Annotated in this window: 20 protein-coding genes; 3 read left to right on the forward strand and 17 right to left on the reverse strand. The window is 48.3% G+C overall.

Features of this window, described 5'->3' with window-relative positions; translation table 11 throughout:
- Positions 1-39 precede the first annotated feature (39 nt).
- The 6 genes from HP401_RS10070 to HP401_RS10095 form a co-directional block, all read right to left on the reverse strand.
- The gene (locus HP401_RS10070) at positions 40-2211 is read right to left on the reverse strand and encodes a RelA/SpoT family protein (RefSeq protein WP_012685597.1); all 2172 of its coding nucleotides are present in this window, start codon (positions 2209-2211) and stop codon (positions 40-42) included.
- 383 nt (positions 2212-2594) lie between these two features.
- Complete coding sequence (locus tag HP401_RS10075; protein ID WP_012685596.1) at positions 2595-3107, reverse strand: adenine phosphoribosyltransferase; 513 nt, start codon at positions 3105-3107, stop codon at positions 2595-2597.
- Between the two features lie 12 nt (positions 3108-3119).
- A complete protein-coding gene (gene recJ, locus HP401_RS10080; protein ID WP_173604927.1) occupies positions 3120-5468 on the reverse strand; it encodes a single-stranded-DNA-specific exonuclease RecJ in 2349 nt (782 codons plus the stop codon).
- A gap of 164 nt (positions 5469-5632) precedes the next feature.
- The gene (gene secF, locus HP401_RS10085) at positions 5633-6556 is read right to left on the reverse strand and encodes a protein translocase subunit SecF (RefSeq protein ID WP_173604928.1); all 924 of its coding nucleotides are present in this window, start codon (positions 6554-6556) and stop codon (positions 5633-5635) included.
- Positions 6546-7784 carry a protein translocase subunit SecD gene (gene secD / locus HP401_RS10090; RefSeq protein WP_012685593.1) on the reverse strand — a complete coding sequence of 413 codons (1239 nt, stop codon included), beginning with the start codon at positions 7782-7784 and terminating at the stop codon, positions 6546-6548. The genes secF and secD overlap by 11 nt, the downstream gene beginning before the upstream one ends.
- Positions 7785-7969: 185 nt before the next feature.
- Positions 7970-8206 (reverse strand): post-transcriptional regulator, encoded by a 237-nt coding sequence (locus tag HP401_RS10095; RefSeq protein WP_026133908.1) that lies wholly within the window; start codon positions 8204-8206, stop codon positions 7970-7972.
- Between the two features lie 88 nt (positions 8207-8294).
- On the opposite strand from HP401_RS10095, the gene spoVB reads away from it, so the two are divergent.
- On the forward strand, positions 8295-9881 hold the full coding sequence (gene spoVB, locus HP401_RS10100) for a stage V sporulation protein B (RefSeq protein WP_012685591.1): 1587 nt from the start codon (positions 8295-8297) through the stop codon (positions 9879-9881).
- A 9-nt stretch (positions 9882-9890) separates the two neighbouring features.
- On the opposite strand, the gene HP401_RS10105 is transcribed toward spoVB, so the two are convergent.
- Together HP401_RS10105 and corA are read right to left on the reverse strand one after the other, a co-directional pair.
- Positions 9891-10598, reverse strand: coding sequence for a DUF421 domain-containing protein (locus tag HP401_RS10105; protein ID WP_173604929.1), 708 nt, complete (start codon positions 10596-10598; stop codon positions 9891-9893).
- Between the two features lie 68 nt (positions 10599-10666).
- The gene (corA, locus tag HP401_RS10110; RefSeq protein ID WP_007717563.1) at positions 10667-11644 is read right to left on the reverse strand and encodes a magnesium/cobalt transporter CorA; all 978 of its coding nucleotides are present in this window, start codon (positions 11642-11644) and stop codon (positions 10667-10669) included.
- A gap of 130 nt (positions 11645-11774) precedes the next feature.
- Between corA and HP401_RS10115 the strand changes: the two genes are divergently transcribed.
- Positions 11775-12182, forward strand: coding sequence for a TIGR04086 family membrane protein (locus tag HP401_RS10115; RefSeq protein ID WP_012685589.1), 408 nt, complete (start codon positions 11775-11777; stop codon positions 12180-12182).
- Positions 12183-12231: 49 nt separating this feature from the next.
- Here the strand turns inward: HP401_RS10115 and yajC are convergent, their stop codons facing one another.
- The 9 genes from yajC to HP401_RS10160 form a co-directional block, all read right to left on the reverse strand.
- The gene (yajC, locus tag HP401_RS10120; RefSeq protein WP_012685588.1) at positions 12232-12552 is read right to left on the reverse strand and encodes a preprotein translocase subunit YajC; all 321 of its coding nucleotides are present in this window, start codon (positions 12550-12552) and stop codon (positions 12232-12234) included.
- Between the two features lie 18 nt (positions 12553-12570).
- A complete protein-coding gene (tgt, locus tag HP401_RS10125) occupies positions 12571-13701 on the reverse strand; it encodes a tRNA guanosine(34) transglycosylase Tgt (protein WP_012685587.1) in 1131 nt (376 codons plus the stop codon).
- A gap of 117 nt (positions 13702-13818) precedes the next feature.
- Positions 13819-14847: a tRNA preQ1(34) S-adenosylmethionine ribosyltransferase-isomerase QueA gene (gene queA / locus HP401_RS10130; RefSeq protein ID WP_173604930.1), complete on the reverse strand. Its 1029-nt coding sequence runs from the start codon at positions 14845-14847 to the stop codon at positions 13819-13821.
- 43 nt (positions 14848-14890) lie between these two features.
- Positions 14891-16825: a SpoIID/LytB domain-containing protein gene (locus HP401_RS10135; protein WP_173604931.1), complete on the reverse strand. Its 1935-nt coding sequence runs from the start codon at positions 16823-16825 to the stop codon at positions 14891-14893.
- A gap of 160 nt (positions 16826-16985) precedes the next feature.
- Positions 16986-17204: a DUF2905 domain-containing protein gene (locus HP401_RS10140; protein ID WP_012685583.1), complete on the reverse strand. Its 219-nt coding sequence runs from the start codon at positions 17202-17204 to the stop codon at positions 16986-16988.
- Complete coding sequence (gene ruvB / locus HP401_RS10145; RefSeq protein ID WP_012685582.1) at positions 17201-18199, reverse strand: Holliday junction branch migration DNA helicase RuvB; 999 nt, start codon at positions 18197-18199, stop codon at positions 17201-17203. Before ruvB ends, HP401_RS10140 begins: the two co-directional genes overlap by 4 nt.
- 4 nt (positions 18200-18203) lie before the next feature.
- On the reverse strand, positions 18204-18821 hold the full coding sequence (ruvA, locus tag HP401_RS10150) for a Holliday junction branch migration protein RuvA (RefSeq protein WP_012685581.1): 618 nt from the start codon (positions 18819-18821) through the stop codon (positions 18204-18206).
- Positions 18818-19318 (reverse strand): crossover junction endodeoxyribonuclease RuvC, encoded by a 501-nt coding sequence (ruvC, locus tag HP401_RS10155; protein WP_012685580.1) that lies wholly within the window; start codon positions 19316-19318, stop codon positions 18818-18820. The genes ruvA and ruvC overlap by 4 nt, the downstream gene beginning before the upstream one ends.
- 146 nt (positions 19319-19464) lie before the next feature.
- A complete protein-coding gene (locus HP401_RS10160; protein WP_007724527.1) occupies positions 19465-19656 on the reverse strand; it encodes a hypothetical protein in 192 nt (63 codons plus the stop codon).
- Between the two features lie 129 nt (positions 19657-19785).
- Here HP401_RS10160 and HP401_RS10165 point away from each other — a divergent pair, with 129 nt between their 5' ends.
- A complete protein-coding gene (locus HP401_RS10165; RefSeq protein ID WP_254457043.1) occupies positions 19786-20874 on the forward strand; it encodes a hypothetical protein in 1089 nt (362 codons plus the stop codon).
- The last annotated feature ends 30 nt before the right edge of the window (positions 20875-20904 follow it).

Below are 20904 nucleotides of genomic sequence, written 5' to 3' on the forward strand. Positions count from 1 at the left end.
TTTCCCTTCGCTAAACAAGAACACCTAATCCACGAGGGATCAGGTGCTCAGTATCCGGCGAACCGAATAAATATCTTTGATGCGCTTAATGCGCTCTACTACTTTCAACAGATGATCCACATTGCTAATCGAGATGGTCATATGAATCGTTGCCACTCGATTTTTATCGGACTTGCCACTGACAGCCGCAATATTCGTCTTTGTTTCAGCCACAACCTGCAATACATCGTTTAACAGTCCGCTCCGATCATTGCCCGTAATCTCGATCTCTACATGGAAATTATGCTTGAAATCGGTATCCCATTCGACATCAATCAGACGTTCAGTACATTCGTCAGTCAGTACGTTCGGACAGTCCAGTCGATGCACCGATACCCCACGACCTCTCGTGATGAAACCGATAATCTGGTCGCCTGGGACAGGTGTACAGCAACGAGAAATACGGACGAGCAAATTATCCAAGCCACGGACTTTCACGCCAGACTCACTCTTGACAGAGCGATTTGCTGGATTCGGTTTGACCTCAGGAATGGTTGGGTTTTGTTCTTCGCGCTCCCGACGGAGTTTGTCTAGGAGACGAGTCGCAATTTGCGATGCCGTAATGCCGCCATAGCCGACTGCGGCAAACATGTCTTCCGCCCCTTGGAAATTAAACCGGGCTGCCGCTTCCTTCAGGTTCACTTCCGTCATCGCTTCTTTTATGTCAAAGCTGCGCGACTTGATCTCCGCTTCCACCATTTGCTGACCTTTGGCGACGTTCTCTTCCCGCTTCTCTTTTTTAAACCACTGCTTAATTTTATTGCGAGCATGCGCGGATTTGGCCATCTTTAGCCAGTCCTGACTAGGACCGTAGGAATGCTTGGACGTCAGGATTTCGACGATATCGCCTGTTTTCATCGCATAGTCTAGCGGCACAATCTTGCCGTTCACCTTGGCGCCAATCGTTCTGTTTCCTACCGCAGAGTGAATCCGATAGGAGAAGTCTAGCGGTACAGAGCCTTTTGGCAACTCGACTACATCGCCTTTTGGCGTGAAGACGAAAACTGTATCGGAGAAAAGATCCTGCTTGAGACTCTCCATGAACTCTTGCGCGTTCGGAGCTTCTTCCGACCCACCTTCGATAATCTCCCGCAGACTGCCCAGCTTCTCTGCAAAAGATCCTTGCACGATGCTTTTGCCTTCCTTGTACGCCCAGTGAGCCGCGATCCCGATCTCTGCTGTCTGGTGCATATCCCACGTGCGGATTTGCACTTCCAATGGCTCACCTTTTGGCCCAATCACTGTGGTATGAAGCGATTGGTACATGTTCGTCTTTGGCATGGCAATGTAATCTTTGAATCGGCCTGGCATCGGCTTCCACAGGGTATGCACGATACCGAGAACCGCATAACAGTCGCGGATGTCATTCACGATGATTCGCAACGCAAGCAGATCATAAATCTCGTTGAACTGCTTGTTTTGTCTCGTCATCTTTTTAAAGATGCTGTAAATATGCTTCGGACGTCCCGAAATTTCTGCCTCGATGTTTAACTCGCCCAGCTTTTCTCTGATCGTATCCGATGCTTCATTCAGGTAGGCTTCACGCTCCACCCGTTTCTTTTGCATCAAATTCACAATCCGATAGTACTGTTGCGGATTCAAATACCGAAGCGCCGTATCTTCCAATTCCCATTTGACGGAAGCGATCCCCAAACGATGAGCGAGTGGCGCAAAGATTTCCAGCGTTTCATCAGAAATCTCGCGTTGCTTCTCCTCCGACATGTGCCGAAGTGTCCTCATGTTGTGCAGACGGTCTGCCAGCTTGATCATGATGACGCGGATGTCCTGAGCCATAGCAACTAGCATCTTGCGGTGGTTTTCGGCGAGCTGCTCTTCTTTGGACTTGTATTTAATTTTTTCCAGCTTGGTCACTCCATCTACCAGGAGAGCTACATCCGGTCCGAACTGCTCACGGAGATGATCAAGCGTAATCTCGGTATCTTCCACGACATCATGCAAAAATCCAGCCGCAATCGTAACGGCATCCATGTGCAGGTTTGCAAGAATACCCGCCACGGCGATTGGGTGCATAATGTAAGGAACGCCTGATTTGCGTATTTGCCCTTCATGCGCTTTTTCTGCTAGCTGATAGGCACGTGTAATCAGGTCCATATCCGTTTGTGATAAATATGTGCTTGCTTTTTTTACTATCTCATCAATGCCGGTAATCATAGTTCCCTTCCCTTATCCTCTCAGTAAAATAACCTCGATCGAGGCCTTCTCACGGAGGAGCGACCGCATTATAGCGGAAAGTTTCACCGAAGTATTGCCGGAAGCAGACGCTGGGGCACTTCGTGATGCGCTCCGGAAAGTTTAAGCCTGGACGCATTTCGCACTGTGAAGCACTTGAACTTTCCTATACGTCTAGAAAACTTGGGCGTTGCCAAGTCTTTTGGCGCAGGCGAAGGCTTACTTGCACGTATCATGTCTGTCTATTTCATACTATTATCTTGTATGTCGTTCGTCTTGTAAAGCTGAATTCCCCTGTAAAGTATGTACAGCCGCAGAAAAAAGAAAAAAACGGGCATTTCACCCGTTTTTCCTTGTTGCATCAATTAATATTGAACGAGCGATTTGATAGGAATTTCACCTATTTTGCTACGTCCATCCAAGTAGGACAGTTCGATGAAGAAGGCAGCTCCTACTACTTTGCCACCGAGTTGCTCAATCAAATTGATTGTTGTCTCAATGGTTCCACCTGTCGCCAGCAAATCATCTGCGATCAGAACACGCTGACCTGGCTGGATAGCGTCCACGTGTACAGCCAGCGCATCTTTTCCATACTCCAGGTCGTAATTCGCCTTGATGGATTCATATGGCAGCTTGCCAGACTTGCGGATCGGTACAAAGCCAATTCCCATTTCGTACGACAATGGCGCACCTACTACGAATCCACGAGCTTCTGGACCCGCAATTACGTCTGCTTGTACTTCACGAGCGAAGACAGCCAAGTCTTGGATCGCAGCTTTGTAAGCAGGGCCATCCTTCAAGAGAGTAGTGATGTCCTTAAAACGGATACCTGGCTGTGGAAAATCTGGGATAACACGAATGTATTGTTTAAAATCCATGAAAAATTCCTCCTAAACGGTGGTTGGTTCCACCAATTGATGAAGCGCTTGAATCATTGCATCGGAAGAAGAAAGTAATAAATCCGTCGCGAGCTGTGCCTCTTCCTTCCAATTCGCGTAGAGCACAGAGCTCTCGAGTGGCCTTTTGGCAGTGTTGGCCTGCAGCGTGTACTGCTCGGCCTCCTCCGCTAAAAACTCCAGCTCCATAAAAATGGCGATCATGCCGTCCAATAAATTTCTTTTCCATTGCAGCTTTCTGGCCAATGCATCCATATGGATTTTTTTAACAGTTGGCACTTGCACGAAAAACTGGTACAACTGTTTAAAATGATCCCGGCCCGGACAGGAAAGCCGCTCCATTCCTAAATCCGGATCACCAAACAAACAATATATGCGCTCCGCTTGTTTGAGCAAGACACGAACCACTTCCAATTCGGAACGGCGCGTCGGCAAATCATACAAAATCACGTTGGAAGAGGCTGTGATATTCGTCTCCTCTCGACCAACCACGATCAAGGAATTCACCTGTTCGCTTGTCGCCTTCGCTGCCAATGGTTCATAGCTTTCCTCGCGAAACAGAATCGTCACCGAATTGGACTCCGTCATCACTTGCTGCCATTTCTCTATCTTGTCGCGACTGCCTCGCCAGTCAAACACTTGCTGGTGTCCAACAGACAAATCACGGATCGTCAGCTGAGGCTTTCGATTTCCGTTCCATTCGTTTACAGACAATTCTCCCAATACGTGAAAACGTGCCTTGGGCGTTACTCTCTTTGTTACATGTGCCCAGTTGAAGCCAATTGCATCCAAAGAGGTTCCCGCTTTGTTCAATGTACACTTCAAATGATTGTCATCTCGTCCAATGGTGCGCATCCCTTGTGTTTCTACTTCTTCTAACAAAACGAGCGGTGTGGGATTCCCCATGCCATATGGGGCGAGCTGTTCGAGTTGCTCCGCTGCGGTCAAGCTGATCTCTTCCATACTCATCGCAACGTCCACTTTGGTCATCGGTGTGAAGTCTTCGGTGGACAGCCACTCTCCAGCGAGCTCGTTCAATTTTTGGCGTAATAAATCGAGATTTTCTACAGGCAAGGTCATCCCTGCTGCCATTGTATGACCGCCATAGTGCGGTAACCATTCCTTGCAAGCAGTCAAACCTTCATACATATCAAAACCTGCAATGCTCCTCGCCGAGCCTTTTGCCGTTCCTTTTTCCGGATCGATGCCAAGCACAATCGTTGGACGGTAAAAAAGCTCGACCAATCGGGAAGCTACAATCCCTACCACGCCCACGTTCCAGCCTTCTTTAGCCAGAACGAGAACATTGTTCTGGTCTGGCGGATACAGTTCATTCACCATCTGGACAGCTTCCTCAGTCATCGCTGCGACGATTTCCTGTCGTTCGCGGTTTAAGTCGTCCAGCGCCTGGGCACATTTCTCAGCTTCGTCCATATCCGAAGTCGTCAGCAGTTTCACAGCGGATTCAGCCGTCTCCAGCCTTCCACTCGCATTCAGACGCGGTCCAAGCGCAAAGCCTACATGTCCAGCAGACAGCTCAGTATCGGCCAACCCACAAACTCGGATTAAGGCTTGCAGACCAAGGTTCCTTGTATGATTTAAGCGCTTTAATCCTGCTCGAGCAAGAATGCGATTTTCATCTACCAACGGCACCAGATCCGCTATCGTCCCCAATGCAGCCAAATCAGCCAAATGCAGAGGTGGCTCCTTCAGTAAGGCATGCCCTACTTTAAAGGCGACCCCCACTCCCGCCAACATATCAAAGGGGTACGAACAACCAGGCTTCTTGGGGTTAATCACAGCAAATGCCTCCGGGATGACTGCCGGAGGTTCGTGATGGTCGGTTACAATGACGTCAAGACCCAACTGGTTCGCGTACGCTACCTGTTCGACTTCACTGATCCCTGTATCAACAGTGATGATCAGTTTATAGCCGCTTTGATGCAGATGCGCCAAGGCGTCTTTATGTAACCCATACCCTTCTGTAAAACGGTTGGGAATGTAGTAGTCAAAAACAGCGCCGAGTTGGCGCAGTAGATGTACCATTAGCGATGTGGAGCTAACCCCATCGGCGTCGTAATCGCCGTATATGCAAATCGGTTCTTGCCTTTGAATGGCTTGTTGAATGCGATGCACGCTTTGTTCCATTCCATCCAGCAAGAAAGGGTCATGAAACAATTCTGGACCGGCTTGCAAAAAATCACGAGCCTTTTGTGATGTATCAATGCCACGTATCACCAGTAGCTTGGATACGAGCGGAGTAAGCTGGCAATCTGCGGCGATACTAGCAGCAAGCTGCTCATCATAGGTGGCCAGTTTCCAGCGTGTTTTCGCTTTCAGCATGGGCTTTCCTCCAATCCTCATTCATTATAGTGGATGGAGCAGGAAGCTGACAACTGCATAAAACATACCGTTTTATGCAAAACTCTCATACGGCTTCAAACTGCGGCAAATACAGAAACAGAGAATAGAAAAACCGCAGGGTTCACCTGCGGTTTCGTCCACCGTTACATTACTTCTTTTTTCTTTTTCATATTCCGTTCTTTCAAATTCACCCATACTTGGGCTGCAATAAAGATAGAGGAATACGTACCACTCACTAGACCGAACAGCAGGGCTAAGGAGAAGTTCTGAATGCTCTCGCTTCCCAAAACAGCCAGTGCAAGAGCTGTGAAGAATACAGTCGCTACCGTGTATACAGAACGGCGCATCGTTTGCCACAGCGACACGTTCACCAGATGTTCCAGTTCAGGAATTGTCTTGGATTTCATCGTTCTCAAGTTCTCCCGAATCCGGTCAAAAATAACGATTTTATCGTTAATCGAGTAACCCAAGATCGTCAGAAGCGCGGCGATAAAGGTAATGTCTACCTCCAACCCGAGGATAGAGAACAACGCAATCGGAATAAACACGTCATGCGCAAGCCCCACGACACATGCAATACCGAACAGCCATTGGAAGCGGATCGCGATGTAGATGGCAATTCCCACAGCAGCAATCGCAACCGCAATCGCCGCTTTTTGCACCATCTCTTGCGCAATACTCGGATCAACCGACGAAACCTGCTTCGAGACCTGCTCACCGTATTTTGCTTTGAGAGCCATTTCCACTTTCATCAGTGTGTCGGATGAAATAGTTTGGTCAAAACGTGTATAGGCCTGACCATGGTTTTCCCCGTACGGAGTGACCGCGCTGAAATTCACATTAGGAACCTCTTTCTTGATCACTGCTTCTATATCTGTCGGATTGAATGCTTTTCCAATGTAAAGATCCAAGCGAGTTCCTGCCTTGAAGTCAACGCCAAGGTGAAGCCCTTGAAATAGCGTAAACAGAAGGCCGATGATAATAATCACAGAGGAAGCGATGAAAAACTTCCTGCGATTTTTCACGATGTCAAATCTGATTACAGTATGGTCTTTATCATAGCTCACGGATCTCACTCTCCTTTACCCCGAACCAGAACGGCTTTTTAAACATGTTGGAACGGACAACCAGCCAGAGGAGGAAGCGGGACCCAAACACGTTGGTAATGATACTTACGATAATCGTCATCGCTAATACAACAGCGAAGCCTTGTACAGAGCTCGTCCCGAAGAAAAACAGAACGCCCGTTGCAATCAGTGTCGTCACATGAGCATCGATAATCGTAATCAAGGAACGGCGTTCACCTGCACGGAAGGCAGAGAGGACTGTCTTGCCAGAACGGATTTCTTCCTGGATGCGCTCATAGGTAATGATGTTGGCATCCACGGCAATCCCTACGGCCAAAATAAATCCAGCAATACCTGGCAGCGTCAGCGTTGCATGCATCCAGTCGAGTACGACCATACAAAAATAGGTAAATCCAGCCAAGGTAATGTTTGCAATCATACCTGGCATACGGTAAACAACTAGCATGAAAATAAAGATCAGCGCAGCCCCGATATACCCAGCATACATGGTCTTCTCCAGAGCCAGGGTTCCCAAGGAAGCACCCACGGAGGTTACTTGCTTCTCAACCAGTTTGGCTGGCATCGCACCGGAATTCAGCAGATCAGCCAATTCCTGTGCCGATTCCTGTGTGTAATTTCCAGTAATTTGCGCGCTACCACCAGAAATGACCGATTGAATGGTCGGATTAGTTTGCATCGTCTCATCCAAAAAGATCGCCATTGGCTTGTGCAGGTTTGCACGTGTAGCTTCTTCTAGCTTCTTCGGGTCAGAGAATTTGAGGGTAACGAGCGGGCGTTTCAGGTCGTCATAACCAACTGCTGCCCCGTTTGGAGCCAAGTCACTTCCCTGCAACATAATCTTGCCATTTTCATCACGGAATGTCAGATGAGCAGGCTTCCCGATCAACTCGCGAAGCTTGTCCTGATCTGCTGATTGTGATGCGATTTGAACACGAATCCGGTTTGGCAATTCGGTAGTGGTGACTGGCTCAGCTACGCCACCGATGTTAATCCGTCTTTCAATCATGTGAGCTGTTGATTTCAAAAGCTCGATATCAACTTTGTGCCCAGCCTCGAGAGGCTCTACCTCATACAGAATCTCAAACCCGCCCTGCAGGTCCAGACCGAGTGTGATGTTTCCTGCCACCTGCTTGGTCGTAGTTGCTACAAGCGTAGCCAAAAGCCCTACAACGACCAGAAACAGGAGGAATCTTCCCCATTTAACCATAGTAGTAATACCCCTCTTTCCTAACAGGGTCCCGTCCTAGACGAGAAACCAATATGCCCATTATAACGAAGTACAAAAAAACGTGTCAATTATTGCTGGGAATGTAAACCATGGTAACCAACCCCTTGCGTTTTTCGCGACATGTACGTATACGAAGAGGGCGGCCGGAAGTTTCTATAAAATCACTAAGAATTTTTGTACATTTGAATCATGAGGTAATTCATGTACTTGTTAGTCTTCAAGGACAAAATGTCGTTGACAAGCTGGTGTATCGGTGGCATTTCTTTATAGCTATTCGTGACGCATTCCCAAACGTCTTCAGGCGCAACGTTGTCGTACCCCAAAAGAGCAAATTCCTCTGCCTTGCTTACACAGAGACTTACGACTTGCCCATACCATTCCTGTTTTTGCGCTTGGTCCATCCCAATTTTCCCCCTCAAAGTAGTCATGCCGACAGCGGCACGTCCATATTCTTTACTGAGTGAATTTATCCTTGCAAAGGAGCCTTCCATGAAACAATCCTTCTTTTACGGAACGGTCATCCTCATTATTGCTGGTGGCATTACCAAAGTGTTTGGCTTTGCTCACAGGATCGTGTTGTCGCGCATTATCGGAGCGGAAGGAATGGGGCTTTATCAGATGGTTGTGCCCCTTTTATACTTTCTGATTACGGTGACGACATTCGGACTTCCGGTTGCCATTGCAAAGCAAGTGGCAGAGACGGAAGCAGCTAATAATCCGCGGCTGACTCGCCGATTTTTGTTACTAGCCTTGTCGGTTGCCGGCGGGATTAGCCTCTTCATTTGCGTCCTGCTTCTCTTGTTCTCACAATGGATTTCCGGAATGCTATTCGCTGACCCTCGTGCACACATTGTTCTGCTTGCAGCCATTCCGGTCATCCCGATTTCCGGCATTTCCCTTGTCCTGCGAGGATACTTCCAAGGCAAGCAAAACATGATCCCTACTGCCGTCTCTCAACTTGTGGAGCAAGTCGTCCGAATGGCACTGGTCGTTGTCATGACGATGTCGTTTCTTTCGGAAGGCATTGAGTACGCCACAGCAGGGGCTGTCGCCAGTATTATTTTTGGAGAAGCCGCCGGACTCTTGTACATTCTCTGGCAGTATCGCAAAGGCAGCAAAAAAGCAGCAGCTCAGCTTCTAGATAAGCCTCTACTCATGACGGTTTCAGCAAGCAAAAAGAGCTTGTCGCAACTCATTCATGTCGCACTCCCTGTCACGCTTAGCCGCGTCATCGGCTCCATTGCTTACGTACTTGAGCCGATGCTCGTACCGTACGCGCTCGTTATTGCAGGCTTTACCACCTCGACTGCTACTAGCTTGTACGGACAGTTTGCCGGAATGGCCGTTCCTTTGGTGCTTTTTCCCACTTTTTTAACGTATTCCTTGTCCGTTTCCCTCGTTCCTGCCGTTGCGGAAGCGGCCTATCAAAAAAATGCTCCACTCGTGCATCGCCGCATTTATCAAGCCATGCGGATAACACTCGTCATTGGAGCACCTTGTACCGTCTTACTCACTATTTTTGCAGAACCCTTATGTGTCCTGCTCTACGGCAATGAGTATCGGGAGGTTGGCGTGCTGCTAAAAGAGCTGGCACCGTTCTCCGTCTTCCTGTTTTTCCAAGCCCCTCTTGCCGCCGCTTTGCAAGGTCTCGATTACGCTCAGGTCGTCTTTCGAAATACACTGATCAGTGCCATCATCAAAACTGTCGCCATGTTTTTTTTCACGGCACATCCATCATTTGGTATTCACGGCGCTGTCATTGCTCTTAATATCGGCATTACGCTTGGGACGCTATTGCATTTTGCCAGCCTGATCAAAAAAATTGGTTTTACGGTCGACCTTCGGGAATTCGGCAAAATCGCGGTTGCCATGCTGCTCATGGGTTATTCTGGTTCCTACATTGCCAAGCACTGGTTTACGGACATTTCGATTGGACAGCTATTGACCGCAAGCACCTTCATTAGCATGTTGCTGTACATTGTCCTACTCGTCGCCATGCGCGTCTTGGGCAAGCAAGACGTCCGGCGCATTCCGTGGATAGGCGAACAACTCGCCGCATTCTTCCCTCGCCGTTAGCACTTATTGCTACGGCTTGTCTTTTTTGTCCAAATATATGATGCCACGCTCGTCAATGCTGCAAAAAGAAACTTCTCGAATGTCTTTGATTCCGTATTTCCGGATTTCTCGTTTCAGCCATAGCTCGTTTTGTCCGATCTTGCTCAATGCCTCCGTTCGGACCTTGCCATCGAGAATCAATGGGATGGGCAGGCCTTTGTATGAGACAGGACCGACCTGTAGCTTCTTCATCAACGCGAGATCTTCCCTCGTAACCTTTTCTTTTTGCTCCTTTAAAAACACACTCATTTGTCCGGTTGGCTCCAACAACGCAAATTCAACATCGGCAATGTTTTTTACGTCTTTTTGCCGCAGATGTACCATCAAATCATCCATGTTCAAGCGATTGCGACGCATCGCCTGCTCCCTGATTTGCCCATTTTCTATAATCAAATCGGCAGAGCCGTCCACAGTATCGCGGAATTTCTTGCTTTTTAATGACACATAAGCGAAGGCGACTTCCAATAAGGCAATCAACAGCATCGGCAAATAAAACCGAAGAGCAGGCTTATCGACATCCTCAATCGCCAGTGCAGCCATTTCTGCAAGCATAATCGAGATGACCACATCAAAAACGGACAGCTTTCCCAATTCCCGCTTTCCCATTAACCGCACTAAGATCAGGAGGAAAAAATACGAGAAAAGGGTGCGAAGTAACACCATAGTAAGATTATCCACTTACGCTGCCCCCCAAAGAACATTTGATACTAGTGTTCAACAGGGGGCAGGGAAAGTATTAGCACCAATTACAGCCACTTTCTCTTGCGGAAAATGTGAAGCATGGCAAACGTCATGGCTAGCATAATTACGAGTGCCACGATCAGCATATACGGTTCTGCTTCTTCACCCAGCCATGCGAAAGTATTCATCCCGAATAGTCCGGTGATAAATGTCAACGGAAGGATGATTGTGGAGATGATGGTAAGAACCCGCATCGTCTCGGTTGTTTTGGCGCTAATGATGGTGTAGTACGTATCCAACGCACCGTTAACCAGATCACGGAAGGTTTCCGTTGAATCCGAGATCCGTTCCAAGTGGTCTGTTAGGTCGGTGTAGAACGGAACGTTTTCCTCGGAAATGTCGAAGGAGTAACGGCCGTTGACGTTCGCGAAAATTCTTTTTTGCGGCATGATCACACGCCTGATTAAAATAATCGTTCGCTTCAACGCCAGGAACTCTTCGGTAATTTCCTCCATCTGATGTTCATAAATCTCGTCCTCCAGCTCGTCAATCCGCACACTAATCCGATCAATAATGGGAAAATATTCATCGGTAATCCCGTCTACAATGGCATACAGCAAATAGTCAGGACCTCTGTTCAAGTATGAAATGTTGCGGTGACACATGGCAGCGATCCGACCGATGGTATTCATCGGGGACTTGTGGATCGTCACGATGTAGTTAGGGCCGAGAAAAACGTTCAGTTCTACCGTTGTGATCTCGTCGTCACTTTCTTCATTGTAACGCAGGGCGTGAAAAACGAAGAAATAGTAGTCATCGTACTTGTCTACCTTGGCACGTGGACTGACGTGCAGGCAGTCCTCAATTGCCAGCGGGTGAAAGTCGAAAATCTTGGCAATATAGGGCAGTTCATTGTTTCCCACATCATACAGATCGATCCAGAGCAAATCCTCTGGTGATTTCAGCCATTGATCCTTCGTTGCCAGATCAACGTCGTGAAACATCTTCTGTTCAGAGTGGTTATAAAAGTACGTTTTGATCAATCTTCCTCACCCCCGTCTCGTTCCCCATCCATCATACGAAAATTCCTTTCAATGTTCAACGCGAAGATGAATACGTGAGCCAAGCCCCTCATATAGATGTACAAACACTTCCAATAAGGGGGTACATACCGTGCGAAGTGCATCCACCTCTGTACTGACCGGTCTATTGTATACGACATGTCTTGTTTTAATTGGAGCGTTGCTCGCGACCCTGCTTCTTAGCTTCACCTCGATACGAGAAGGCACGCTGCCCTATTTTACGTACGTAATCAATGCCATTGCCCTCTTGGTCGGGGGATACGTTACTGGACGTCGTTGCGGCGGCAAGGGCTGGTATTATGGCGGACTTACCGGACTCACGTACTTCCTCTTCATTCTCTTGATTGGCTTCCTCGGCTTTGACGCCCCGATGCAATGGGGAACCTTCCTGTTCTTGTTCGGTGCATTTGGAGTGGCTGCATTAGGTGGAATTCTCGGTGTGAATTCGGCAAATTCCAACAACAAGCATAAACCTAAAGTTATCAAGCCACGCCGCTAAAACAAGACAGAAAAAAGCAGGTGGATCACCCACCTGCTTTTCGCATGTATTATTTGGATTCTTCTTTTGTTTCTTCGCTCTTCGTTAGTTCAGTCTTAGCAGGTTCGTTGCTGGAAGAAGCTACGTTGTTGATCGCTCCACGATCGAAAGTAACGTTTACGTTGTGAGCAATACGCAACGTAACAGTATCATCAGACAGTTCTTGGATTGTTCCATGCACTCCACCGATTGTTACGATCTTGTCGCCTTTTTTCAGAGCACCAAGCATAGCGTTGCGTTGTTTTGCCTTCTTTTGTTGCGGACGAATCAGCAAGAAGTAAAAAATCGCAAACATGATGATAATCGGTAAAAACTGAGTCAAGCCATCCATGAAAAAAATCCCCCTCGATTAAAAAGATCTATCTTCACCCAATCCATATTGAGCGAAAAACTGGTCGCGGAAATCTTGCAAGCGGTCTTCGGCAATCGCCTGACGCACCTGTTCCATTAACTTCACCAAGAAGTGCAGGTTATGGTAAGTAGTTAATCGGATACCAAAGGTTTCCTCCGACTTGACCAGGTGTCGGATGTAAGCACGTGTGTAATTTTTGCAGGTGTAGCAATCGCAATTTGGATCAAGCGGGGTAAAGTCGCGCGCGTATTTTGCATTACGGATGACCAGTCTTCCCTGGCTAGTCATGCATGTCCCATTGCGGGCAATTCTTGTCGGCAACACACAATCAAACATGTCGATACCGCGGATCGCTCCCTCGATAAGCGCATCTGGTGAACCAACCCCCATCAAGTAGCGGGCTTTGCTTGTCGGAAGCAGTGGAACAGTATGCTCCAGCACTTCGTACATCAAAGGAAATGGTTCTCCCACGCTCAAACCGCCGATCGCATATCCTGGGAAATCCATGGAAACGAGATCTCGTGCACTTTGTGCGCGCAAGTCGTTGAACATTCCACCTTGAACGATCCCAAACAGCGCTTGCTCGTTTGGACGAGTGTGCGCCTTCAGGCAACGCTCTGCCCAGCGGGTTGTTCGCTCCATTGATTTTTTTACGTAATCGTACTCCGCAGGATAAGGAGCACACTCATCGAATGCCATGAAAATATCGGCACCCAACGCGTTTTGAATCTGTGTCGCCTCTTCAGGACCAATAAACAGCTTCTCTCCGTTTAGGTGGGAACGGAAGGATACTCCTTCCTCCGTGATCTTGCGGAGGTTACTAAGGCTAAATACTTGAAAACCGCCGGAATCAGTCAGAATGGCACGGTCCCAATTCATAAAACCGTGCAGTCCGCCTGCCTCGCGAACAATTTCATGCCCTGGACGAAGAAACAAATGGTACGTATTACTGAGGATGATGCCCGCACCAATCGCTTTTAACTCCTCGGGGCTCATCGTCTTTACTGTCGCTTGTGTACCGACAGGCATAAAGACTGGGGTGTCAATCGTCCCATGAGGTGTATGTAGCTTACCGAGACGTGCACCAGTTTGTTTGCATGTTTTGATTAACTCGTAGCGTACAGCCAAATCTTTGCACTCCTCAAGCTATGTATGTAAGTCTTACCTATTATAGAAAAACTTCCGGGTGAAGTAAACCCACCTGACTAATAAGTATACACTTATACAGGTGGGTTGTTCACATTTTTATAAAATTAGCATCGCATCGCCAAAACTGAAGAAGCGATACTCCTCTTCGACAGCCGTTTTGTAGGCACGCATCACATTCTCTTTTCCAGCCAATGCACTTACAAGCATGACGAGCGTAGACTTCGGCAAGTGGAAGTTTGTCAGTAGCCCGTCCAGGATGGAAAACGTGTAGCCCGGATAAATGAAAATATCCGTCCAACCAGAGGTTGCCACCAGCTTTCCTCCATTCGCGCGCCCTACTGTCTCCAATGTTCGGCAGGATGTCGTCCCGACAGCGATTACTCTTCTACCTTCTACTTTTGCCTGATTCACCAGCTCTACTGTTTCTTCGGGAATCTCATAGTACTCCGCGTGCATGACATGCTCTTCCACGGAATCCGCTGATACAGGGCGAAAAGTCCCAAGTCCAACATGCAGTGTCACATAAGCCAGCTGTACCCCTTTGGCAGCGATTTGCTCCAAGTATGGCTTTGTGAAATGAAGCCCGGCTGTCGGAGCTGCCGCTGAACCGCGCTCCTTCGCATAGACTGTCTGGTAACGCTCGCTGTCCTCCAGCTGCGCGTGAATATACGGAGGCAAAGGCATCGAGCCTAATTGGTCGAGAATCTCATAAAAGATTCCCTCGTACAAAAAGCGCACGATTCGTCCACCTGTCTCTGTCACGTCTTCACAAACACAACGCAAAAGGCCGTTACCAAAAACCACTTCTGTCCCCGGCTTCATCCGCTTCCCGGGCTTCACCAGCGTCTCCCAACGATCCTCACCAAGTGATTTCAACAAAAGGATTTCTATTTTCGCACCAGTGTCAGCCTTTTCACCTATCAATCTGGCAGGTAAAACGCGGCTGTCATTCATGACGAGTACGTCCCCTGCTTGGAGGTGATCGATTAGATTGGTAAATTGCTGATGAACGATATTGCCTGTTTGTTTCTCTAACACGAGCAATCTCGATGAAGTTCGGTCTTCTAGCGGGTGCTGGGCGATCAAATGCTCCGGCAAATCAAAATCAAATTGTTGCACGTCCACGAAATCGTTACTCCTTTTTGCGGTAGATCTTGTGGCAAACGACTTACTTTTCGATTGTCACATCCTGGTAGTAGTGTTGCAAGATATCTTTGTAGTCATACCCTTCCTCTGCCATCGCACGTGCTCCGTATTGCGAAACACCAAGTCCGTGCCCAAAGCCAGTACCACGGAAGATGAATTGCGAACCATTGATCTTTTCTACTTCAAACTTCGTGCTGCGAAGAGGGGAGCCACCTTGTTGAAAAACAGAACGGAAAGCATCCGGTGAAGAAACGACGATTGGCTTCCCGTTTGCTTCCATCGCGATCACACGTCCAGATGGACCGCGCTCTGTCACTTTCAGGCTCGTTACGTTTCCTGAAATGCGTGGAGCTTTGTTCTTGTCATGCGCGGCATTGATCATGGCTGCGATCTCTGTAGCGGTAAACGGACCACGCGTCCACGAATACGCATTTTCTTCTTTTACTTCTGAGAGGATCGTTACCTCTGCACCAGTAGGGAGTACGGACAACACCCGATTCGTCGTTGTACTTGGACCCGAGCGCAAATTGGTATTCTCGGTCGAAATGACCGCCATTCTTTGTCCGGCTGAATTGCTCTGGCCTGTTTCGGTTACCAGATCATTTCGTACATAGCCGCTCGTACCATCCGCTAAAGCCACACGATACCATACGCTTGCATTATCCATTGGATAGGTGTCTTTACTCTCGACAGATCGCAAATAAGGAACGGGATTGCCCCATACTTCTGTGCCATCTGCTGTCATACCGCCTGCGTTGGAATAGAAGAGCGACTCGGCTGGTTTGCCTTGGTAGTAAATGACTTCGCCTTCCGTCTCGTCGACGGCCTCACGCACATCATCAGACTCTTTTGTATAGCCATAATACGCCTGTTCGAAAACCGTATCGGACACATTGGCAACACCATACTTATTGCCTTGCCACACAGCACGAGTTCTCGACAGGACTGCCTGCGTTTTCAATGCTTCTATTGGCCAGCCTGGAGCCATTTCAGAGCCAACGACGCCATACAGATACTCTTCCATCGGAAGCTCATTTACTAGCGTCAAGTGACCATTGTATTCCGACAGCTCCATCTCACCACGATATGTGCGCTGCTCTCGTTCCACAACGCCAATCACCGCTTCATCGTCTGCTTTATTCGCTTCAACAGTCAGCTTAACTTGAGGGGAGAATACATACTTCCAAATCACTTCATCCGGTGATCCGTATACATCCTGCTTCAATATAACATATGAATGGCTGTCTGGCTCCTGATAGGAGAAAGAAGGGAATGCAGCGTTTGCTCTTCGTTTCAATTCTTTCACAGCATCAGGACTAACCTCATCACCGATCCAAACCGCATACTTTACTTTATCCCCCTCTGATACCATTACGGGATAAGCAGGAATACCCGTTGCTTCAAAGGACGCTTGCCATTCTTGCGCTTCCTTTAAGCTTTTGAATTTACCCGCTTCGAGTCGATGCGGGCCTTTTACCAGCGGATTCTGCCCGATTGCTTGGGCAACTGTTTTTGCCTGATTCGCAGCAGCCTGATACGTGTCGTACGTTCCGCTTACAACCTGATAGACGGTCTGACCGTTACGTTTTGCCACCTGGATCGAACCCTCGTATTTTCGTTGGCTCAATTGCTGTGCAATCTGCTGTGCGCGATTCCAGTCACCTGTTTCGGCAACGATCAGATGATATTCATCAACTCGGTAACGAGCTGCATCTCCCTTTAATTCGGGTAAATCTGTCTTGCCTTCGGGTCCATTGAGCACGACCTCCATTCCATTTGCAGCAGTTAGCGTAACGGAAGGAACTACTCCCCGATAGCCTTGTCCTGTATCCACAAATAGCGCAACCCTAATATTGTCGCCGGCTGCCTGCGCTGGTTCATGTCCTCCTACGAGAACTACTGATAGCAGGCCCACCGAAAGGACTTTCCCCATCCATTTCTTTCTCATGTCGTCCATTGTCCTTTCTTCACCTGATTTTCAACAAAAATTGGCATGTCTTCCCATGTTTTTTCGACAATCGTCGGCTGATCTCCTGCCTTTTTCGTAAAATGGGACCAAACGCCCGCACACACAAAAAACCACCGGAACGATGAGCTCCGATGGCCTACACACTTGCTTATTTAAACAACCGAAATAGATACATGCCAAGAGACAGGACGATGCTAATCACAATACAAGTCACAATCGGAAAGTAGAATTTGACGTTTTCCTTTTCTACCACGATATCTCCCGGCAAACGCCCCAAAGGCAAAAATCTGCCTCCTACCTGCCACAACAGACCGATTACGATTAAAGCAGCACCACCAATAATAAGTAGCTTGGCTACAGGATTCACGATTTCATCTCCCGACCAAAGTGTTGATACGCACTTGGGGTGAGTACACGCCCCCGTGGCGTCCGCTGCATAAAGCCAATCTGCATGAGGTACGGCTCGCAAACATCTTCCACCGTCTGTGACTCTTCTCCGATTGTTGCTGCGATCGTATCCAGTCCAACCGGTCCACCGTCAAAACGATCAATAATCGCTAGCAACAGTTTGTGGTCGATATGATCGAGACCGCAGGCATCTACTTGCAATCTTTCCAGCGCTTCTTTGGCAATCTCTGTCGTAATGACGCCTTCGCCTTTTACTTGGGCAAAATCGCGAACCCGCTTCAGCAAACGGTTTGCCACCCGGGGTGTTCCCCGTGAACGTCTGGCAATCTCCTCTGCCCCGCCTTCTCGAATGACGACCTGCAGGATGTCGGCTGCCCGTGAAACGATAAAGGTCAGTTCCGGAACAGTATAGAATTCCAGGCGATTGACAACCCCAAAGCGATCTCGAAGCGGCGCGGAGAGCATTCCAGCCCGCGTCGTAGCCCCGACCAGTGTAAATGGCGGCAAATCCAAACGAACACTGCGAGCGCTTGGCCCTTTACCGATAATGATGTCCAGCGCAAAATCCTCCATTGCCGGATACAGAACTTCCTCGACGCTTCGGTTAAGTCTGTGAATCTCGTCAATAAACAGGACATCGCCTTCTTGCAAATTCGTCAAAATCGCTGCCAAATCACCGGGGCGTTCAATTGCTGGACCAGAAGTCGTGCGGATATTCACACCCAGCTCATTTGCAATAATTTGCGACAGAGTCGTCTTCCCCAGACCAGGAGGACCGTACAGCAGTACGTGGTCCAACGACTCTTTCCGCATTTTGGCCGCTTCAATAAAAATTTTCAGGTTTTCCTTCACATGCTGCTGACCGATGTATTCGTTTAAATAGCGAGGACGGAGGCTCAGCTCCGCCGCATCTTCTTCCCAATTCATATGCGTCGTGATGATCCGAGAATCCAAAATCCTACCCCCTCATGAGCAACGCAAGCCCTTGTTTGATGAGCTTTTCTACACCATCGCCCTCTTTTGATTTCTCAGACAGCGTGTTTCTGATTTTTTGCAGTTCACCATCAGAGTAACCCAGTGCAGTCAACGCATCGAGCGCTTCGTTCAGTGCAGACACAGCTTGCTCGCCTGCTGTCAAATCACCCGCTGCAACAGTCAAAATCGCAGATGGTGTGTACCCTACCAATTTATCCTTCAAATCGAGGATAATTCGCTGGGCTGTCTTTTTCCCAATCCCCGGAAATTTCGTCAAATAGGTAACATTCTCCTGTTGAACCGCCATCACTAGCTGCTCAGGCGTTGCAGCGGCCAGAATAGCCAATCCGCCCTTTGGACCAATTCCGCTAACATCGAGCAGCTTGCGGAACAAATCGCGTTCGTCACGGGTAGCGAAGCCGTACAGCAGGATGGCATCTTCCCGCACGTGGTGGTGGGTAAACAATTTGGTTTTGTTGCCTTCATACCGAACGAATTGGTACGGGTTTGGGCAAAACAGTCGATAACCAATTCCACCCGTTTCGATAACTATGTATTCCGAATCGAGATAACTAAGTGTACCTTCTACAAAATCAATCATTTCTTGACCCCTTCCGAAATGGAAATGAACGCTCGAAACTGTGCGTGCGTAATCGCAATGCCCAATGCGTCCGCCACGTCGTCAGGCTTTGGTACTTCCTTTAACCGCAATAGGAGCTTCGTCATTTCCTGTATTTGCTTCTTCTCTGCCCCCCCGTATCCAGTCACAGCTTGCTTGACCTGCATCGGGGTATATTCATAGACCGGCACACCAGCCAGCTCTGCTGCAAGGATAATAACCCCTCGCGCTTGACCAACTGTAAAGGCCGTCGTCACGTTTTTATTAAAGAAAAGCTTTTCGACGGACATTTCATCGGGACGATAGGTTTCCAGAAGGCTCTGCATTGCCTCAAAAATCTGTTTCAATCTAAGCGGTACTGGCAATCCAGCTTCTGTTTGAATGCTTCCATATTGGACGGGACGCAATTGGCTGCCCTCTTTATCCACAACCCCGAAGCCAACAATCGCAATGCCAGGGTCAATTCCTAAAATGCGCATAGTCCACTCTCCGTGAGCAAAGATTCTACTCTCTACTGTAACACAAAGCACCCAAAAAGCGAACGTGTATTTCCATTTCATATCCAAGTCGACTTTTGAACAAAAAAACCCGCTCCCTATAAAAGGAACGGGTTATACGGCGTCTGTTAGTGTTTGTTCATTCCGAATGAATCCGACACATCATGCTGCATGTGGGCATAGTCGTCTACGCCACTTTGCATGTGCTCTTTGATCTTATTGATCTGTTGGTAATTGAGCTTGTTGTGCCCCTGGTTCAACTGAACGTACAAACGCTGATGGAACTGGTCTTTGTAGCTACCTCTAGGCATGGTAGACATGGTCTAAAGACTCCTCCTTCGATCACCGTATGAAATCAGTATGGCGTAAGCGCAATGGTGTTATGATACCAAGATTTACGCCACATATGTCAGACATCTTATTGAAACGATAAGCTGTGGAGGTGTTGGTTGTTGCGCAGTAAAGTCCTTATTTTTTGTATCTATTTTCTCGCAATCGCACTGTCCATGCCATACAATGCGCTTGCCAAGATCAAGAATGACATCATGGTCACCGTATCGGTATCACCCGATTCCTCCTTCCAAACGACCATGTCCTTCCCTGATCAAAAGCAATTTACGAAGCGGATATTGGGCTCTGCTATCGAAGTTGCTTCCTATAACCCACACTGGGTACGCGCTACATTGACCGTAAAAAAACGAATGTATGTATATGATCACGATGGTCAGCTTTATGAAAAAGAAATGCCGCGTCGCTATGTGTTGGCAAATGATGTTCGCCAGCAGATCGAAGAAATGGTCAAGTCCGTAGAGGCAGTCCATTTTGCACAAGCCATTCCTTGGGAACAGGTGAAAAAAACGTTAAAACGGATGGAATTCGGTACGGTAATTGATTTAGAGACAGGACAACGTTTTGATGTCCAGCGCAGAGCAGGTAGTCGCCATGCCGATGTTCAACCGTTGACACGCAAGGATACACAGATCATGAAGAACATTTATCAGGGAAAATGGTCGTGGAAGCGCAGAGCCATTCTGGTAGAGGTAGACGGCACTTATTTTGCAGCGTCTATGCACGGAATGCCTCATGGTGCTGGTGCGATTAAGGGAAATGAATTCCCTGGGCATTTTTGCATCCACTTTTTTGGCAGCTCCACCCATCGACGCTCAGAGCCCGATCCCAGTCACAGCATGATGATTCTCAAAGCCTCCGGAGCACTTGCCACTACACTAAAAGGGGCGTCACCTGAAGAATTGGTCGGCTATTTCCTCACCGCTCTGCATGAGCACGACACCCATTCGATGCGAATGACAACAGACGGTTTCACACTTCCAGAAGAACTGTCCGCGATCGAATCTGTGCGAACGTCAGAAATCGTCATCCCTTCAGACGAACGTGGTCCCCTCTTGATAGAGGTTCCTGTTCGGCTCGCGTACATCGCAGAGGAAGGCGGGAATTTTCGACGAACATGGAAGTTTCTTTTGCGCCGTGAAGTCCCGGGGGAACGCTGGCGAATCATTGCGGTTGAACTAAATCCGTAGCCATGGAAACAAAAATCCCTTTCCAGTCCA

The sequence above is a fragment of the Brevibacillus sp. HB2.2 genome (genome assembly GCF_013284275.1).
Lineage (GTDB): Bacteria > Bacillota > Bacilli > Brevibacillales > Brevibacillaceae > Brevibacillus > Brevibacillus brevis_D.